Source organism: Micromonospora cynarisoli (genome assembly GCF_030518815.1).
In the GTDB taxonomy this organism is placed as follows: domain Bacteria; phylum Actinomycetota; class Actinomycetes; order Mycobacteriales; family Micromonosporaceae; genus Micromonospora; species Micromonospora wenchangensis.
This window is the reverse complement of sequence record NZ_CP130426.1, coordinates 6586015-6603635: the sequence shown is the minus strand read 5'-3', so window position 1 is coordinate 6603635 and position 17621 is coordinate 6586015. Positions and strand designations below refer to the sequence as shown.

13 protein-coding genes are annotated in these 17621 nt (G+C 73.4%); 5 read left to right on the top strand and 8 right to left on the bottom strand.

The features are described from left to right. Window positions 1-73 precede the first annotated feature (73 nt). A complete protein-coding gene (nrdR, locus tag Q2K16_RS29095; RefSeq protein WP_204923955.1) occupies window positions 74-562 on the bottom strand; it encodes a transcriptional regulator NrdR in 489 nt (162 codons plus the stop codon). Window positions 563-1166: 604 nt separating this feature from the next. Here nrdR and lexA point away from each other — a divergent pair. Next, on the top strand, window positions 1167-1952 hold the full coding sequence (gene lexA, locus Q2K16_RS29090; protein ID WP_302741484.1) for a transcriptional repressor LexA: 786 nt from the start codon (window positions 1167-1169) through the stop codon (window positions 1950-1952). Between the two features lie 97 nt (window positions 1953-2049). Here lexA and Q2K16_RS29085 read toward each other — a convergent pair whose 3' ends face one another. Then, window positions 2050-4131: a hypothetical protein gene (locus Q2K16_RS29085; RefSeq protein ID WP_302741482.1), complete on the bottom strand. Its 2082-nt coding sequence runs from the start codon at window positions 4129-4131 to the stop codon at window positions 2050-2052. A 48-nt stretch (window positions 4132-4179) separates the two neighbouring features. Then, the gene (hflX, locus tag Q2K16_RS29080) at window positions 4180-5631 is read right to left on the bottom strand and encodes a GTPase HflX (protein ID WP_489671824.1); all 1452 of its coding nucleotides are present in this window, start codon (window positions 5629-5631) and stop codon (window positions 4180-4182) included. A 175-nt stretch (window positions 5632-5806) separates the two neighbouring features. Between hflX and Q2K16_RS29075 the strand changes: the two genes are divergently transcribed. Further along, the gene (locus Q2K16_RS29075; protein WP_302741478.1) at window positions 5807-7279 is read left to right on the top strand and encodes an NAD-dependent malic enzyme; all 1473 of its coding nucleotides are present in this window, start codon (window positions 5807-5809) and stop codon (window positions 7277-7279) included. 262 nt (window positions 7280-7541) lie between these two features. Here the strand turns inward: Q2K16_RS29075 and dapF are convergent, their stop codons facing one another. The 4 genes from dapF to Q2K16_RS29055 form a co-directional block, all read right to left on the bottom strand. Then, window positions 7542-8375 (bottom strand): diaminopimelate epimerase, encoded by an 834-nt coding sequence (gene dapF, locus Q2K16_RS29070; protein WP_302741477.1) that lies wholly within the window; start codon window positions 8373-8375, stop codon window positions 7542-7544. A gap of 7 nt (window positions 8376-8382) precedes the next feature. Continuing rightward, entirely contained in the window at window positions 8383-9294 is a 912-nt protein-coding gene (gene miaA / locus Q2K16_RS29065; RefSeq protein WP_302741476.1) for a tRNA (adenosine(37)-N6)-dimethylallyltransferase MiaA, read from the bottom strand. Continuing rightward, on the bottom strand, window positions 9291-10232 hold the full coding sequence (locus Q2K16_RS29060) for a hypothetical protein (RefSeq protein WP_368052519.1): 942 nt from the start codon (window positions 10230-10232) through the stop codon (window positions 9291-9293). The genes miaA and Q2K16_RS29060 overlap by 4 nt, the downstream gene beginning before the upstream one ends. 149 nt (window positions 10233-10381) lie before the next feature. Beyond that, window positions 10382-10831: a hypothetical protein gene (locus Q2K16_RS29055; protein WP_302741474.1), complete on the bottom strand. Its 450-nt coding sequence runs from the start codon at window positions 10829-10831 to the stop codon at window positions 10382-10384. A gap of 255 nt (window positions 10832-11086) precedes the next feature. Between Q2K16_RS29055 and Q2K16_RS29050 the strand changes: the two genes are divergently transcribed. From Q2K16_RS29050 to Q2K16_RS29040, 3 genes are all read left to right on the top strand, one after another. After that, window positions 11087-12295: a DUF349 domain-containing protein gene (locus Q2K16_RS29050; protein WP_302741473.1), complete on the top strand. Its 1209-nt coding sequence runs from the start codon at window positions 11087-11089 to the stop codon at window positions 12293-12295. Window positions 12296-12695: 400 nt separating this feature from the next. After that, window positions 12696-14363, top strand: coding sequence for a cellulase family glycosylhydrolase (locus Q2K16_RS29045; protein ID WP_302741472.1), 1668 nt, complete (start codon window positions 12696-12698; stop codon window positions 14361-14363). Between the two features lie 306 nt (window positions 14364-14669). Then, on the top strand, window positions 14670-16046 hold the full coding sequence (locus Q2K16_RS29040; RefSeq protein ID WP_302741471.1) for a pectate lyase family protein: 1377 nt from the start codon (window positions 14670-14672) through the stop codon (window positions 16044-16046). A 45-nt stretch (window positions 16047-16091) separates the two neighbouring features. On the opposite strand, the gene miaB is transcribed toward Q2K16_RS29040, so the two are convergent. Continuing rightward, window positions 16092-17606 (bottom strand): tRNA (N6-isopentenyl adenosine(37)-C2)-methylthiotransferase MiaB, encoded by a 1515-nt coding sequence (gene miaB / locus Q2K16_RS29035; protein ID WP_302741470.1) that lies wholly within the window; start codon window positions 17604-17606, stop codon window positions 16092-16094. Between the last annotated feature and the right edge of the window lie 15 nt (window positions 17607-17621).

The following is a 17621-nucleotide window of genomic DNA, read 5'->3' as shown; positions in this document are numbered from 1 at the left end:
GCCCCCTCGTCTGCGCGGCCACCCGCCACGCGTCGTCACTGTCAGAATCCACGTCGTTGCTGTCGGAAAAGACTCAGTCGGTACGGTCGGCGGCACCGGCCGCGTCGGCGCGGGCCTGCGCGGCGGCCCGCAGCGTCTCGATCTCCCGTTCGAAGTCGGCGAGCGAGTCGAACGAGCGGTAGACGCTGGCGAAGCGCAGGTAGGCCACCTCGTCCAGGTCGCGCAACGGGCCCAGGATCGCCAGCCCCACGTCGTGGCTCGGCAGTTCGGCCGCACCCTTGGCCCGGACGGTCTCCTCGACCTTCTGGGCCAGCAGGGCGATGGAGTCCTCGTCGACCGGCCGCCCCTGGCACGCCTTGCGCACCCCACCGATGATCTTGGTCCGGCTGAACGGCTCGGTCACGCCGCTGCGCTTGACCACCGCGAGCACGGCCTCCTCGACCGTGGTGAACCGCTTGCCGCACTCCGGGCAGGAGCGCCGACGCCTGATCAGCTGACCGTCGTCGGCCTCACGCGAGTCGACCACCCGGGAGTCGGCATGCCGGCAGTACGGGCACCGCATCGCCTGACCTCCTTGATCGACCGGGGCCCGCCCGCCCACCTCCGGGCACGCGTCGACCCGGCGGAGCCGGCCTCGCCGGCCGTCGCCGTGGTCGACGATACGGGAGTGCGGTGGGTAGTCGAACCCAACCTGTGGGCAACTTACGCCCATGTGACTACTACATCTAGGGGTCGACCGTAGGCCGCCAATAGGGTCGGGTCAAGTTGCCTGCGTGTTCGGCGCGTCACCGCCGGCCCCCGGCAGCGACCCGTCGCCCCGCGGGGGCACGCTGAGTGCAACCGACCTGGCGCACGGGAGGTTACCGGCCGTCCGGACAGGCCCCCCGGACGGAGGACAGGACCCCCGACGGAGGACAGGGCCCCGAGCGGCGACCCGCCGGACCCCGGGCCGACGGGGACGTACCATCTACCAGAACAGGCGTACGAAAGGCCAGGATTTCCACCCGACACGCCGAGTTGCGTCGTACAGATGTTTGAAAATGACCGATCTCACCTATACGGTCATGAACGACCGGGCACGGCGCACCACGTCGGTCCGGCACCGCGACACCCCCGCACGCACCACGAGCCGCCAAGGCACCCAGCGCCGACCAGGGAGGACGGACGTGACCGAGGACCGGGCCAGCCGGCAGAAGAACCCGCAGCCGATCGCCGAGGCGGGTCCCCCGGCCAGTCGGCGTCCCCGCGCCGCCCGCAGCCGTACCGGCCAGCCGGCCGTCCGCCCGGTCACGCCGGTGGTCAGCGGCTTCCCGGACCCGACGGCCGTCGACCTGACCGCCCGGCAGCGCCGCATCCTGGAGTTCATCCGCAGTTGGGTGGAACGGCACGGCTACCCGCCGAGCGTCCGCGAGATCGGTGAGGCCGTCGGCCTGGTCTCCCCGTCGAGCGTCGCCTACCAGCTCAAGGAGCTGGAGAAGAAGGGCTTCCTGCGGCGCGACCCCAACCGGCCCCGCGCGGTGGACGTGCGCGCCCCCGGCGGTGACGCCGACGACGAGCTGAGCCGCGCCCAGCGCCCCACCCCGGCATACGTGCCGATGCTGGGCCGGATCGCCGCCGGTGGGCCGATCCTCGCCGAGCAGGCGGTGGAGGACGTCTTCCCGCTCCCCCGCGAGCTGGTGGGTGAGGGCGAGGTCTTCATGCTCCAGGTCAAGGGCGACTCGATGCTCGACGCGGCGATCTGCGACGGCGACTGGGTGGTCGTCCGGCAGCAGCCGACCGCCGAGGCCGGTGACATCGTGGCCGCCATGCTCGACGGCGAGGCGACCGTCAAGACCTACCGGCGGCGCGACGGCCACGTCTGGCTGATGCCGCAGAACCCGGCCTTCGATCCGATCCCGGGTGACGACGCCACGATCATGGGTCGGGTCGTCGCCGTGCTCCGCCGGATCTGACCCGTGCTCTGCCGGGTCTGACCCTCAGCCTGGCCGGCCGTCCTTCCCCGGGGAGGGCGGCCGGGCAGGTGCCGACGGAAGGTTCGCCGCCGCGACGTCAGTAGCGTTCGCCGCTGCGGCCGGGCGGCGGGCCGTACTGGCCGCCGCGCCGGTCGTCGTGGCCGTCGCGGCGCGGGCCGGAGCGCGGTTCGCGGGGGCCGGCCTCCCGGCGCGGCGGTTCGGCCCGCCCACCGCCGTAGACACCGCCACCACCGCCACGGCCGCCCGCAGGCGCGCCACCCCGCCCACCGGCCGGGGCGCCCCCGCCACGGGCCGGCTCCGCACCACGCCCACCGGCCGGAGCGCCACCGCGCCCACCCGGGGGCGGACCGCCACGACCACCGGCCGGGATGCCACCACGGCCGCCGGCTGGGGCGGCACCGCGCCCGTCCGGCGGCGTGCCACCCCGGGCACCCGGCGGCGTGCCGCGCCCGGCCGCCGGGCCACCGCCACGGGCCCCCGGAGGAACACCACGGCCACCGGCCGGCGCACTCCCGCGACCACCGGCGGGAGCACCGCCGCGCGGGTCCGCCGCAGGCGGACCTCCCCGCGGCGCGCCGCCGGCCGGTGCACCGTGCGGCGCGCCGCCGCGCGGACCCGCACCGTTGCCCGCCGGACCGCCCGCCGGGGCGGCACCGTAGACCCCACCGCCGGCAGGACGACCGCCGCCGTACACACCACCCCCCGCCGGACGGCCGCCGGAGGGCGGTGGACCGCCGCCCGGACGGCCGGCGGGAACCGCGCCGGCCCCGGCCGGGGGCCGGCCACCGCCGTAGACCGCGCCGCCGGCCGGGCGGGCGGGCGCGCCGCCGGCCGCCGCCGGAGCACCGTAGACACCGCCGCCGCGCGGCCGGTCCGCGACCGGCTCGGCAGCGTGCGGACCGTCACCTGCCGACAGCCCCTCGGCCCGGGGGACCGCGCCGGAGGTGAACACCTCGTCGTCCTGGTCGTCCGGGTCGTCGCCGGCCGTCGCCGCCCGCCGCCGGGACCTGACGATACCGACGATGCCGGCCCCTACCAGGAGCGCGCCGATCACGCCGACCGCACCGATCAGATAGGTGATCTGGTCCAGGCTGAGGTCGTCGTACCAGGACTTCCCGGCCGCCGGCTTGGCCCCCGCCGCACCCTCGATCGTCTCGGCGCCCTTGGTCGACGGCGTGTAGCCGAGGATGTCGATCGGGTCCTCCGGGGCGAGTTCCCCACCGTCGGAGACGGTGACGAACCCGGTGCCGTCGGGGGTGTACGAGATGGCCTCGCCGAACGGGTCGGCCAGCGGGGTGACCCTGGGCTTGCCGGTGGTCAGCGCGGCCACGATGTCGTCGCCACTGACGTCGTACTCGAAGGCGTCGGCGTAGGTGCGCAACACCACCCGGCTGCCGTCGGGCGAGCGGGCCGCCCCGGTGATCGCCACCCGGCCGATGATGTTCAGCGGATTGTCGGTGGTGGTCTTGGGCAGGGTGATCTCGCCGACCTTCTTCATCGGCACCGGCTCGGCGTTGCCGTCGGGGTCGAGCTTGGCCTCCGGGGTGAAGATCTCCGCCTTGCCGCTGGGCACCTTGGTGATCACCAGGGGCAGGCCGTCCGCGCCGATCAGCAGCGCCTCGGCGTCGTGCGGCTTACGTTCCGGGTACGACAGCCGGTGCAGCACCGGCTGCTTGGAGCCGGTGACCGGCATCGTCCAGACGGCGACCCGGGTACGCCGTTCCTTGCTGGTGACGTTGTCGCCGGTGTCGGCGATCCAGAGGGTCTTGCCGTCGGGCGAGAGGGCCAGGTCCTCGGTGTCGAAGGGCCCGTCACCGGAGTACTTCACCGGCTCCTTGGCGATCTTGCACTTGGTGTCGAGGAAGAAGACCCGCTTGCGGCTCTCCTGGAGGGTGCCGTCGTTGATCACGATGTAGCCGGTCTTCGTGGCGACCAGACCGGACACCTCGCGCAGCCGCTCGTCGGTGATCGTGCACTTCTTCTTGCCCGCTGCCGCGAGCGGACCCGCCCCGACGGACAGCGGCCCCGCGCCGGTGACGGGCGGGGCCACCCCGACGGGGACGGCGGAGACCGGTGCCGCCCCGGCGGCAGCAGCGGGTGCCACGGCCGCGCCGAACAGGGCGAGGGCAACCGTGACCGAGGAGACAGCGCGGCGCATGGCGTCAGTGTCGCATGCCGCGATGAACCTCAGGTCACACCGGAGCGCTCACCGACTGCCGGCCACCGCCGGGTCACCCGCCGCCACGAACGGCGTCAGCTCGGCGGCCAGCGCCTCCCCCACCCGGACGTGCAGGAGCGTGCCCTCGGGCAGGTGGGAGGTGCTGAGCACCTCACCCTGCCGGTGCAGCCGGGCCACCAGGTCACCCCGGTCGTACGGCAGCACCGCGCGGACCTCGACCGCCGGGCGGGGCAGCCGCTGCTCGATCTCCTGGCGCAGCGCGTCGATGCCGCGCCCGCTGTGCGCGGACACCAGGACCGCGTCCGGCCAGAGCCGCTTGAGCCGCAGCAGGGTCTCCTCGTCGGTGGCGTCGGTCTTGTTCACCACCAGCAGTTCGGGCAGCCGGTCGGCACCGACCTCGGAGAGCACCTCACGGACCGCCCGGACCTGCTCCTCCGGGTCGGGGTGGGTGCCGTCGACCACGTGCACCACCAGGTCGGCCTCGGCGACCTCCTCCAGCGTCGAGCGGAACGCCTCGACGATCTGGTGCGGCAGGTGCCTGACGAAGCCCACCGTGTCGGAGAGCGTGTAGAGCCGCCCGTCCGAGGTGGTGGCCCGGCGGGTGGTCGGGTCCAGCGTGGCGAAGAGCGCGTTCTCCACCAGCACGCCCGCGCCGGTGAGCCGGTTGAGCAGGCTCGACTTGCCGGCGTTGGTGTAACCGGCGATGGCCACGGCGGGCACCGCGTTGCGGGAGCGGCGGGCGCGCTTGGTCTGGCGTACCGTACGCATGGCCTTGATCTCCCGGCGCAGCCGGGCGATGCGGTGCCGGATGCGCCGCCTGTCGGTCTCCAGCTTGGTCTCACCGGGGCCGCGCAGGCCCACGCCGCCGCCGGCGCCGCCACCCCGCCCGGAGCCACCGGTCTGCCGGGAGAGCGTCTCGCCCCAACCACGCAGCCGGGGCAGCAGGTATTCGAGCTGGGCCAGCTCGACCTGCGCCTTGCCCTCCTTGCTCTTGGCGTGCTGGGCGAAGATGTCGAGGATCAGCGCGGTGCGGTCGACGACCTTGACCTTGGTGCGCTGTTCCAGGTTCCGCAGCTGCGACGGGGACAGCTCACCGTCGCAGATCACCGTGTCGGCACCGGTGGAGAGCACCACGCCGGCCAGGTCGTCGACCTTGCCCCGGCCGACGTAGGTGGCCGGGTCGGGACGGCTGCGGCGCTGGATCAGCCCTTCGAGCACCTGTGAACCGGCGGTCTCGGCCAGGGCGGCCAGCTCGGTCAGCGAATTGTCGGCGTCACTCTGGGTGCCCTCGGTCCACACGCCGACGAGGACGACCCGCTCCAGCCGGAGCTGGCGGTACTCGACCTCGGTGATGTCGGTCAGCTCGGTGGAGAGGCCGGGGACCCGCCGCAACGCCTGCCGCTCCGACAGCTCGTACTCGCCGGTCGTGGCGTCGAGGTCGTCGTCCGAGAAGGGGGTGTGGGTCTCCTGGTCTCGCAAGCTGCGACTCCTGTCCGTTCTGTGCATGTACCGAGTAATCCTGACATGGGTCAACGCCGAGCGCGACTGCTATATGCCCGTGGTGCAGGTCGCCGAACACGGGGGCGGCTGCCGCCGCGGCCCGGTGGGCGAGTAGAAATGCTGACGAGCCGCCAGCGACGACGGAGGTATTTCCGTGGCCATCACCCGACTGCCGAGTGCCGGATTCTCGATCACGATCCGGATCGCGGTCCCCGCGGACGCCTCCTCGATCGGCCGGCTGACCACGTCGGTAGGTGAGGCCGGTGCAATCGTCACCGCGCTGGACGTGGTCGACTCCGATCCGACCCACGTGATCGTCGACCTCACCTGTGACACCGCCGACGCCGGCCACGCCGACCAGGTCGTCGAGGCGCTCACCGCGCTCGACGGGGTGGACGTGCGCAAGGTCTCCGACCGGACGTTCCTGCTGCACCTCGGCGGCAAGATCGAGGTGCACTCGAAGGTCGGGCTGCGGACCCGTGACGAGCTGTCCCGGGCGTACACCCCGGGGGTGGCCCGGGTGTGCCAGGCGATCGCCGACAACCCGGCCGACGCCCGCCGGCTCACCATCAAGCGCAACACGGTCGCCGTGGTCAGCGACGGCTCGGCCGTGCTCGGCCTGGGCAACCTCGGCCCCGCGGCGTCGCTGCCGGTGATGGAGGGCAAGGCGGCGCTGTTCAAGCGCTTCGGCGGGGTGGACGCCTGGCCGGTGGTCCTCGACACCCAGGACACCGACGAGATCGTGACGATCGTCAAGGCGATCGCCCCCGCGTACGGCGGGATCAACCTGGAGGACATCGCCGCGCCGCGCTGCTTCGAGATCGAGGCCCGGCTGCGCGAGGCCCTCGACATCCCGGTCTTCCACGACGACCAGCACGGCACCGCGATCTGCGTGCTGGCCGCACTCACCAACGCGCTGCGCGTGGTGGGCAAGCAGCTCGCCGACGTCCGGGTTGTCGTCTCCGGGGCCGGCGCGGCCGGCACCGCGATCATGAAGCTGCTGCTGCGCCAGGGCGTCGGCGACATCATCGCGTACGACCGGCAGGGTGCCCTGCACCGCGACCTGCCCGACCTCAACCCGGCCTGGCAGTGGCTGGCCGAGAACACCAACCGGGAGAACTACTCCGGCGACCTGGCCGGCGCGGTCCGGGGCGCGGACGTCTTCATCGGGGTGAGCGCCCCCAACCTGCTCACCGGCGACGACATCGCCACCATGGCCAAGGACGCGATCGTCTTCGCGCTGGCCAACCCCGACCCGGAGGTCGACCCCCGGGAGGCCCGCAAGCACGCCGCGATCGTCGCCACCGGCCGCTCGGACCAGCCGAACCAGATCAACAACGTGCTCGCCTTCCCGGGGGTGTTCCGGGGCATGCTCGACGCGCACGCCGAGGAGTTCACCGAGGAGATGGCGATCGCGGCGGCCCGCGCCATCGCCGACGTGGTCGGCGAGGACAAGATCAACCCGACGGTCATCGTGCCGAGCGTCTTCGACTCCCGGGTCGCCCCGGCGGTCGCCGCCGCCGTCCGGGCCGCCGCCCAGAACCCGGCCGTCACCCCGCCGCCGGCCGCCGACCCGGGCCCCGCCGACCTCCCCGAGATCGCCGCCACCGCCAGCGCCACCCCCTAATGGCCCCCGGGCCCTCCCCTCTCCCCGGCTCGCCCCGCCCGCCCCGCCCCGGTGCCGGCTCGCCCCGGTGATCAAGAGGTTTGCGTCACCCCGACCGGCACCCGGTGACGCAAACCTCTTGATCACCGCGCGCCATCCCCGACCCGCGCTGGCGATCAAGAGGTTCGCGTCAGCCGCCGGGCCAGTTCTGACCCGAACCTCTTGATCACCGAGGCGAGGCGAGGCGAGGCGGGGGCGGGGCGGCGCGGGGGCGGGGGGGGGATCAGGGGAGGGTGAGGGTGCCGGTGGCGACCAGGACGGCGGGGCCGGCGAGCCAGCAGGAGTCGGCGGTCACCGTGACCGTGAGCCGGCCACCGGGGACGTCCACCGCCACGACGCCGGTGTCCCGGGCGGCGTCGCGCAGCGCCACGGCGGCGACCGCGCAGGCGCCGGTGCCGCAGGACAGGGTCTCGGCCGAGCCGCGCTCGTAGACCCGCATCAGGACGTGGCCGTCGGTGTTGTCGACCGGGTCGGCGGGGGCGGTGAACTCGACGTTCACCCCGTGCGGGAAGACCCGGGGGTCGAACTCGGGGGCGCGGGTCAGGTCCAGGTCGGCCAGGTCGGTGCCGGCCGGCAGGGCGCAGACCAGGTGCGGGTTGCCGACGTCCACCGCCGTGCCGGGCAGGGTCAGCCCGCCGAGGACGGCGCGGGAGGCGTCGTACAGGCGGGGGCGGCGCATCTCGACGGCGATGGTGTCGCCGTCGACCCGGGCCCGCACCAGGCCGGCGCGGGTCGCCACCGGCAGGGTTCCGCCAGCCGGGGCGGCCAGCCCGGAGGCCAGCAGGTAGCGGACGAACACCCGGGCCCCGTTGCCGCACATCTCGGCGAACGAGCCGTCGGCGTTCCAGTAGTCCATGAACCACTCGGCCGCACCGGCGAGGGCGACCCCGTCGGGGTGTTCCGCCGCCCGGACCACCCGCAGCACGCCGTCGCCGCCGAGGCCGCGCCGCCTGTCGCAGAGCGCGGCGACCAGGCCGGGGGTCAGGTCGAGGATGCCGTCCGGGTCGGGCAGGATGACGAAGTCGTTGCCGGTGCCGTGACCCTTGGTGAACTCCACGCCCCCATCATGGCCGATGCCCGGCGACCACCCGCAGGGCAGTCTCGACAAACGTCGGCGCGGTCGGGTCCAGCCAGTGGACACGCTGGTCACGACGGAACCAGGAGCGTTGCCGCCGGACGAACCGACGGGTGGCCCGGATCGTCTCGTCCCGCGCCTGCGCCTCGTCTGTCTCCCCGGCGAGGAACCGCAACACCTGCTGGTAGCCGAGGGCCCGGCTGGCCGTCCGGCCGTCGGCCAGGCCCTGTTCGAGCAGCGTGCGGACCTCGGCGACCAGCCCGTCGGCCCACATCCGGTCGACCCGCGCCGCGATCCGCTCGTCGAGCAGCGCGGTGTCCAGGTCGACGCCGAGCTGCACCGCCGGGTAGTACGGCGTCGGGTCGGGCAGCGAGGCGGTGAACGACGCCCCGGTCAGCTCGATCACCTCCAGCGCCCGGACGATGCGTCGGCCGTTGCCGGGCAGGATGCCGGCCGCCGCCACCGGGTCCGCCCCGGCGAGCCGGGCGTACAGCGGGGCCGGGCCGAGCTGCGCCAGTTCCGCCTCCAGCCGTCCGCGTACCGCCGGGTCGGTGCCGGGGAACTCGAACTGTTCGAGCACCGCCCGCACATACAGGCCGGAGCCGCCGACGAGCAGCGGCGCCCGTCCCCGGGCCAGGATGTCGTCGACCGCCGCGCGGGCCAGCCGCTGGTACTCGGCGACGCTGGCCGGCTCGGTGACCGGCCAGATGTCCAGCAGGTGGTGCGGCACCCCGTCGCGTTCGGCGGGGGTGAGCTTGGCGGTGCCGATGTCCATGCCCCGGTAGAGCTGCATCGAGTCGGCGTTGACCACCTCACCGCCGAGGGCGTGCGCCAGGGCGATGCTCAGCGCCGACTTGCCCGCCGCGGTCGGGCCGACCACGGCGACGACCGTGCCGTTCACCGTGCCGTCCCGCCCGCCGACGCCGTCCCGGCGTCACCCGCCGGTGTCCCGTCCGGGCCGGTCGGGTCCGTCCGCGTCCAGGAGGCCACCAGGTAGCCGACGCCGTAGGGGACGCCGTGGTGGCGCAGTTCGCCGTGCCAGCCGCCGCCGGCCGCGCGGACCGCCCCGGCCAGCACCTGCCAGGCCGGCCGGCCGGCGACCCCCAGTTGCGTCGACAGTTCCGGGTCCAGGCCGAGCAACGCGTCCGCGTCCGCGTCGGCCAGGGCACGGGCAACCCCCCTGTCGTACGCCCCGGCGCGCGGGTCGTCGTAGCCTGGCGCTTTCGGGCCGTGGCAGGCCGACCCGTCGCCGAGCACCAGCAGGGCCCACGGCCCGTCCACCCGCAGCCGGGCCCCGAGGGCGGCGCACCGGTCGGCCGGCTCGTCCGACGCGACGCTCACCATCCGCCAGGCGGTCGGTGCCGGCGGGGCGGTCCGGTCGACCAGCCAGGCCCCGACCAGCAGACTCAACGGCAGCCCCGCGTCGTCGGCCGGCAGTGACACCGGCTCCACGCCATCCGGCGGGAGTACGGCCGGCAGCGACCCACTGCCGCCGCCCCGCAGAGGCACGGCCGGCGGAGGCCCGGGGTCGGACCGGGGCGGGGCGGCCCGGACCGGGGACGGGCCGGCGTCGACAGCGGGGTCGGGGTGGGGTGTTCCGAGGTCGACCGTGCGGGGCAGGCCCCAGGGGGCGAAGCTGCCCCGGCAGGGTAGCGCCAGTTCGGCGGTGCGCTCGCCGGCACCGACCAGCACGATGGTGTCCGCCCCGGTCGCGTAGAGGGCGGTGACGGCGGCGGCGCAGGCGGCACGCAGCTCCGCCAGCTCGGGCGCGGCGGCCCCGGCCAGCTCGGGCACGATCAGCGGCGGGTGCGGGCAGACGGCGGCGGCGACCAGTGGCACCAGGCAACGGTAGCGGCCGGGCACCGCCCGCTTCGCCCGCCCCGCCGCCCTGCCCCGGCTCGTGGCTGTGCGCCGGCCGCCCGGAACGTCGGCAACCGACGGACCGGCTCCATCGGCCCAGCGGGCAGGTGGACCGGGCGGCGGGACCGTCAGCCGGTCTGGCCGCCCCAGCCGCCCTGGACCATGGTCTGGAACCGCCACTGGCCGCCGGTGCGGACCAGCAGGTCGGCGTAGCGCACCCGCTGACGTTGGCCGTCGAGGGTGAACTCGGCCTCGGTGAGCACCACGGCCAGGCTGCGGGTGAGGAAGTAGGGCGTGCGGCGGCTCTCCATCCGCAGGTCGCCCCCGCCACCGAGGACGCCGCCCATCATCTCCAGGTAGGCCGCCCGGTCGAGCTGGCGGGCCGAGCCCTCGCCGGCCGCGTCGTCGGTGACCGTGTTGAGCGGGAACATCGCCAGGTCGGCGGTGCCGGCCACGTCGCCCTTCTCGGCCAGGGCGTCGTACCGGCGGAACCACTCGTCCAGCTCGGCGAGATCGGCGGCGTCGGGCACGAACCCGGGGTCGGCCGGGGGCGTCATCCGGGTGTGGGACTGGGTCATCCTGCTCCTCCTCGCCCGCCCGCAGCGCGGGCGGCAACTTCCGGTGTACGGCCTACCGTACACCGTACGGCGGATTGCGACACTCCCCCCACGGAGCCTGTGTGTGGGTGCTAGGACACCGTATGGTCACGGTCAGAGACAGGCGCTCGACGCGGACGGGGGCGGACCTGTGACAATGCCGGGAGCAAGTTGGCTGCGCCGTGGCGGCGATCGCGGGGGGTTTCCCGACGACGCCGGGAGAACGAGGATGGGCACATGAGCGACTGGACTGCCTTCGGACGGGTGGACGCGGACGGCACCGTGTACGTGAAGACCAGCGAGGGCGAGCGGGTGGTCGGTTCCTGGCAGGCGGGCGCGCCCGAGGAGGGCCTGGCCCACTTCGCCCGCCGCTTCGCCGACCTGGTCACCGAGGTGGACCTCACCGAGGCCCGGCTCAACTCGGGCGCCGCCGACGCGGGGGGTTCGCTGAGCACCGTCCGGCGGATCCGCGCCTCGCTGGCCGAGGCCCACGTCGTGGGGGACATCGACGCCCTCGCCGCGCGCTTGGACAAGCTCGCCGTGCTCGCCGAGGAGAAGGCCGGTGAGGCCCGCGCCGCCCGGGAGGCCGCCCGGGGTGAGGCGCTCGCCCGCAAGACCGCCCTGGTCGAGGAGGCCGAGAAGCTGGCCGCCGAGTCGACCGGCTGGAAGACCGCCGGCGACCGACTCAAGGAGATCCTCGACGAGTGGAAGACCATCCGGGGGGTCGACAAGAAGACCGACGGCGAGCTGTGGAAGCGGTTCGCCGCCGCCCGGGACGGCTTCACCAGGCGTCGGGGCGCCCACTTCGCCTCCCTCGACCAGCAGCGCAAGCAGGCGCACACGGTCAAGGAGGAGCTGGTCGCCGAGGCCGAGAAGCTCTCCGACTCCACCGACTGGGCGGCCACCGCCAACCAGCTCAAGGAGCTGATGAACCAGTGGAAGGCCGCCCCACGCGCCTCCAAGGAGTCGGAGCAGAAACTCTGGGAACGGTTCCGCGCCGCCCAGGACGCCTTCTTCAGCCGGCGCAGTGAGGTCTTCTCGGCCCGGGACAACGAGCAGCGGGCCAACCTGGAGCGCAAGCAGGCGCTGCTGGTCGAGGCCGAGGCGCTGGACGTCGACGGCGACCCGAAGGGCGCCCAGGCGAAGCTGCGCGAGATCCAGGCCCAGTGGCACGAGGCGGGCCGGGTGCCCCGGGAGGCCGCCGCCGGCCTGGAACGGCGGCTGCGTGCCGTCGACGACAAGGTCCGCGAGGTGATGGACTCGGCCTGGCGGCGGACCACCAAGGAGGACAACCCGCTGCTGGCCCAGATGCGGGCGCAGGTCGCCGAGGCCGAGGAGCGGCTCGCCCGCGCCCAGGCCGCCGGGGACGCCCGCCGGGTCAGGGAGGCCGAGCAGGCGCTCGCCTCCAAGCGGCAGTTCCTCCAGCTCGCCGAACAGGCCGGCTGACCCCGGCCCGACGCACGGGCAGGCTGAGCAGAGCGCTCCGCGAGCCCCCGGTCTCCGCGTGGGACCGGGGGCTCGCGCGTGTCTGCGGCGGTACCCCGGTCGACCGGGAGCGACCTGCCCGGACGGGCCGCCGGCACCGGCGGTTGACGCATCGAGACGGGCTGATCAGAATGAGCGGCAGAGCCAGGTCGATCCCACCGGCGCGAGGGCACCGACGACGGACACCGTCGTCGGGAGTCGCCGGTGCACCGCAGCGAGTGGCCGCGTCCACGTGACCCGGCACGTCGCGCACTGTCCGCGTATCCCGAAAGTTGCGGGACGGACGGCGGCGGCCGGCGTTTCCCCCGGTTTTCCGCCCCGCGTCGCCGTCGCGACGCCGGGCATCCGAAGTGGAGCCCGCATGTACCGACCCCGCACTCTCGGCGCCGCGCTCACCGCCCTCGCCACCGCTGCGGCAGGCGTATTCGTCGCCGCCGCCGTCAGCACCACCCCGGCCGCCGCCGCCGTCGGCGGCACCGGCACCGGCTACCTGCACACCAGCGGCAACAAGATCGTCGACAGCACCGGCGCGACGGTCCGGCTGACCGGCATCAACTGGTTCGGCATGGAGACCGACAACCGCACGTTCCACGGCCTGTGGTCGAACAACCCGTGGCGCGGGCAGCTCGACAAGATGGCCAGCCTGGGCTACAACACGCTGCGCATCCCGTACTCGAACGACTCGGTGAAGCCTGGCGCGACCGCCACCGGGATCAACGACTTCGTCAACCCGGACCTGGTCGGGCTCTCCCCGTTGCAGATCCTCGACAAGGTGATCGACTACGCGGGCAGCAAGGGCATGCGGGTCATCCTGGACCGGCACCGGCCGACGTCGGCCGGTCAGTCGCCGCTCTGGTACACCTCGACGGTCTCCGAGGCGACCTGGCTCAACGACTGGAAGATGCTGGCCCAGCGGTACGCCGGCAACACCACGGTGATCGGCGCGGACCTGCACAACGAGCCGCACGCCGAGGGCACCAACCCGGCCGCGACCGGCGCCTGCTGGGGCTGCGGCGACACCACCCGGGACTGGCGGCTGGCCGCCGAGCGGGCCGGTAACGCCATCCTCGGGGTGCAGCCGAACTGGCTGATCTTCGTGGAGGGGGTGAGCTGCCCCAGCGGCGGCCTGTCGAACGTCTGGGACAACGACACCAGCAACGACGAGGACTGCGGCTGGTGGGGCGGCAACCTGTCCAAGGCCGGGCAGTTCCCGGTCCGGCTGAACGTGGCGAACCGGCTGGTCTACTCGCCGCACGAGTACGCCACCAGCGTCTACGAGCAGGAGTGGTTCAAGGCGGCCGACTTTCCGGCGAACCTGCCGGCGGTCTGGGACCGCTACTGGGGTTACCTCTACAAGCAGAACATCGCCCCGATCATGATGGGCGAGTTCGGCAGCACCCTGGCCGACCCCCGGGACAAGGTGTGGCTGGAGAAGCTGATGGCCTACACCGGCACCGGCGTCAACGGGATGTCCTTCACCTACTGGTCGTGGAACCCCAACTCGGGTGACACGGGTGGCATCGCGCTGGACGACTGGACCAACATCAACACCGCCAAGCAGGCGATCCTCCAGCCGTACCTGATCCCGCCGGTGGCTGGTGGGGCCGATCCGACGGGCACCCCGACGCCGAAGCCGCCGACCACCACCCCGGTGCCGCCGACCACCACCGCGCCGCCGCCCACCACGACGCCCCCGCCGCCCACCACCACGCCTCCGGCGGCCGGTGGCTGCACCGCCACCTACAAGCAGGTCAACGCCTGGCAGGGTGGCTTCCAGGGTGAGCTGACCGTCAAGAACACCAGTTCGTCGGCGGTGAACCCGTGGTCGGTGACCTGGACCTGGCCGGCCGGGGTCACCCTGGTCAACGGCTGGAACGCCACGGTCACCCAGTCCGGCACGACGGTGACCGCCGCCGGGCCGAGCTACGCGCCGTCGCTGGCGGCGGGCGCGTCGATCACCGTGGGCTTCACCGCCAACGGTACGGCCGCCGCGCCGGCCTCGGTGCAGCTCAAGGGCACCGCCTGCTGAGCCGGTCCCGTCCGCACCAGGCGGGCCACCTGTCGACTCGTCCGTCGACAGGTGGCCCGCCTGCCGGTGCAGTCCCGTCGGGGCGGCACCCGGCACACCGATTTACATCCGTCACTGTCTATGCTTTGCTCGGGAAAGCGCTTGTCCGGGCTGCGGGCGCACTACACGGGAGCCACCTCCTACCGACCTGACCCCCCGGCAGGGGCCGATCGGCGAACGCGGCGAGTCACCGGTGCCGACGGGCGCGGCACCCCACCGGCGGCTCCCCCGTCGACGGCCGCCTGTCCCACCCGAAAGGGACGCAGCATGCGCACACCTCGGCGTCGTACGACGCTGATCGCCGCCACCACCGTCGCCCTGCTCGCCACCGGCACGCTCACCGCCGTCGCCGCCCACGCCGCCACCGGCTGCGCGGTCAGCTACACCCTCGGCGGGCAGTGGCAGGGCGGCTTCACCGGCAACGTCACCCTCACCAACCTCGGCGACCCGCTGTCGAGTTGGAGCCTGCGCTGGTCGTACTCGGCCGGGCAGACGGTCAGTGACGCCTGGAACGCCACCGTGGCCCAGAGCGGCAGCACGGTGACCGCCGCCAACGCCAGCTACAACGGGAGCGTGCCGACCAACGGCAGCGTCTCGTTCGGCTTCAACGGCACCTGGAACAACTCCAGCAACCCGGCACCGACCAGCTTCACCCTCAACGGGGTGACCTGCACCGGGGGCACCGCCCCCACCGGCAACCCGACCACCACGCCGCCGACCACACCCCCGGCCACCACACCCCCGCCGACCACCCCACCGGCGACCACCCCGCCGCCCAGCGGGCCGCAGACCGGCCTGGTCGGCTGGGCCACCCAGAACGGCGGCACCACAGGCGGCGGCAGCGCGGGAGCGACGACCGTCTCCACCGCCTCGGCGCTGACCAGCGCGTTGAACGCCACCGGCGCGGCGGTGATCCGGGTCTCCGGCACCATCAACTGCTCCGGCATGCTGCGGGTCCGCTCCAACAAGACCGTGCTCGGCAACGCCGGGGCGACGATCGTCGGCTGCGGCTTCACCGTCAACGGCGACCGCAACGTCATCATCCGGAACCTGACGTTCCGCAACTGGAGCGACGACGCGGTCAACGTGGAGGGGTCGGCCACCAACATCTGGATCGACCACAACACCTTCAGCAACGGCTACGACGGCACCGTCGACATCAAGCGCGGCTCGGATTTCGTCACCGTCTCCTGGAACCGGGTCTACAGCCATGACAAGACGATGCTGCTCGGGCACAGCGACGACAACGGCGGCCAGGACATCGGCCACCTGCGGGTGACCTACCACCACAACTGGTACGACGGCAGCAAGCAGCGCAACCCGCGGGTCCGCTTCGGCAACCCGGTGCACGTCTACAACAACTACTACTACAACAACGCCGGCTACGGCGTGGCCTCCACCATGAGCGCCGGGGTGCTCGTCGAGGGCAACTACTTCGAGAACGTCAGGGACACCTACCACCTCGGCGAGGCCGACTCCGGGCCGGGCAGCCTGGTGGCCCGCAACAACCACTTCGTCAACTCGCCCGCCGGGCAGACCGGCGGCAGCGTCGCCGGCATCCCGTACCCGTACACCCTGGACAGCGCGAGCAGCGTGAAGTCCATCGTGACGGCGGGCGCCGGCGCGGGCCGGATCTCGGTCTGACCGGGCACCGGTCGGGGTCCGCCGGTGGCGGGCCCCGGCCGGGGGTCAGTGCGCGGCGCAGCCCGTCGTCGGCGCGGGCGACACGGCCGGCGCACCGACGGTGGGCAGCCCGAGCAACACCCCGGGGGTACGCGGGGCGCGGCCCGCCTCGGCGGCGTCACCGGCCCGGGTGCGGCGGTGTGCCAGCGGCGCGCCGTCGGCGTTGAGGTGGTGCGGGGCGGCGTACGTGACTGTGGTGTGCACGATGTCGCCCGGCCGGATCGCCCCGGGCGCGCCGGTCGTGCCGGGCGCGCCGGTGGCGAAGTGCACCAGCCGGCCGTCGCGGGCCCGGCCGGAGAGCCGGCCGGTGCGGTCGTCCTTGCGACCCTCGCCGACGGCGACCAGCACCTCGACGGTCTCGCCGACCAGCTTGCGGTTCTCCGCCCAGGTGATCTCCTCGACGCAGGCGATCAGCCGCTCGTAGCGTTCCTGCACGACCTGCTTGGGCAGTTGGCCGTCCATGGTCGCGGCCGGGGTGCCGGGGCGTTTGGAGTACTGGAAGGTGAACGCCGACGAGAAGCGGGCCGCGCGGACCACGTCGAGGGTCTGCTCGAAGTCCGCCTCCGTCTCGCCGGGGAAGCCGACGATGATGTCGGTGGTGATCGCCGCGTCGGGCATCGCCGCGCGGACCTTCTCGATGATGCCGAGGTACCGCTCCGACCGGTACGACCGGCGCATCGCCTTCAGCACGTCGTCCGAGCCCGACTGCAACGGCATGTGCAGCGAGTGACAGACGTTGGGGGTCTCGGCCATCGCGGCGATCACGTCGTCGGTGAAGTCCTTCGGGTGCGGGCTGGTGAACCGGACCCGCTCCAACCCGTCGATCTCACCTGTCGCGCGCAGCAGCTTGCCGAAGGCGTACCGGTCGCCGAACTCGACGCCGTAGGAGTTGACGTTCTGCCCGAGCAGGGTCACCTCCAGCACCCCCTCGGCGACCAGGGCGCGCACCTCGGCGAGGACGTCGCCGGGGCGGCGGTCCTTCTCCTTGCCACGCAGCGCGGGCACGATGCAGAACGTGCAGGTGTTGTTGCAGCCCACCGAGATCGACACCCAGCCGGCGTACGTCGACTCGCGCCGGGTCGGCAGGGTGGACGGGAAGACGTCGAGGGATTCGAGGATCTCCACCTCGGCGGCGGTGTTGTGCCGGGCCCGTTCCAGCAGCACCGGCAGCGAGCCGATGTTGTGCGTGCCGAAGACCACGTCCACCCAGGGGGCCTTGCGGACGATGTCGCCGCGGTCCTTCTGGGCCAGGCAGCCGCCGACGGCGATCTGCATCCCCGGGTGCCTGTCCTTCACGGGGCGCAGGTGACCGAGGTTGCCGTAGAGCCGGTTGTCGGCGTTCTCCCGGACGGCGCAGGTGTTGAACACCACCACGTCCGGGTTGTCGTCGGCCTCGGCGAGCCGCACGTAACCTGCCTGTTCCAGCAGGCCGGAGATGCGCTCGGAGTCGTGCACGTTCATCTGGCAGCCGTACGTGCGCACCTGGTAGGTGCGCGGGCTGCCCGCGGCTGCGGTAGTCATGACGTGCACAGCGTA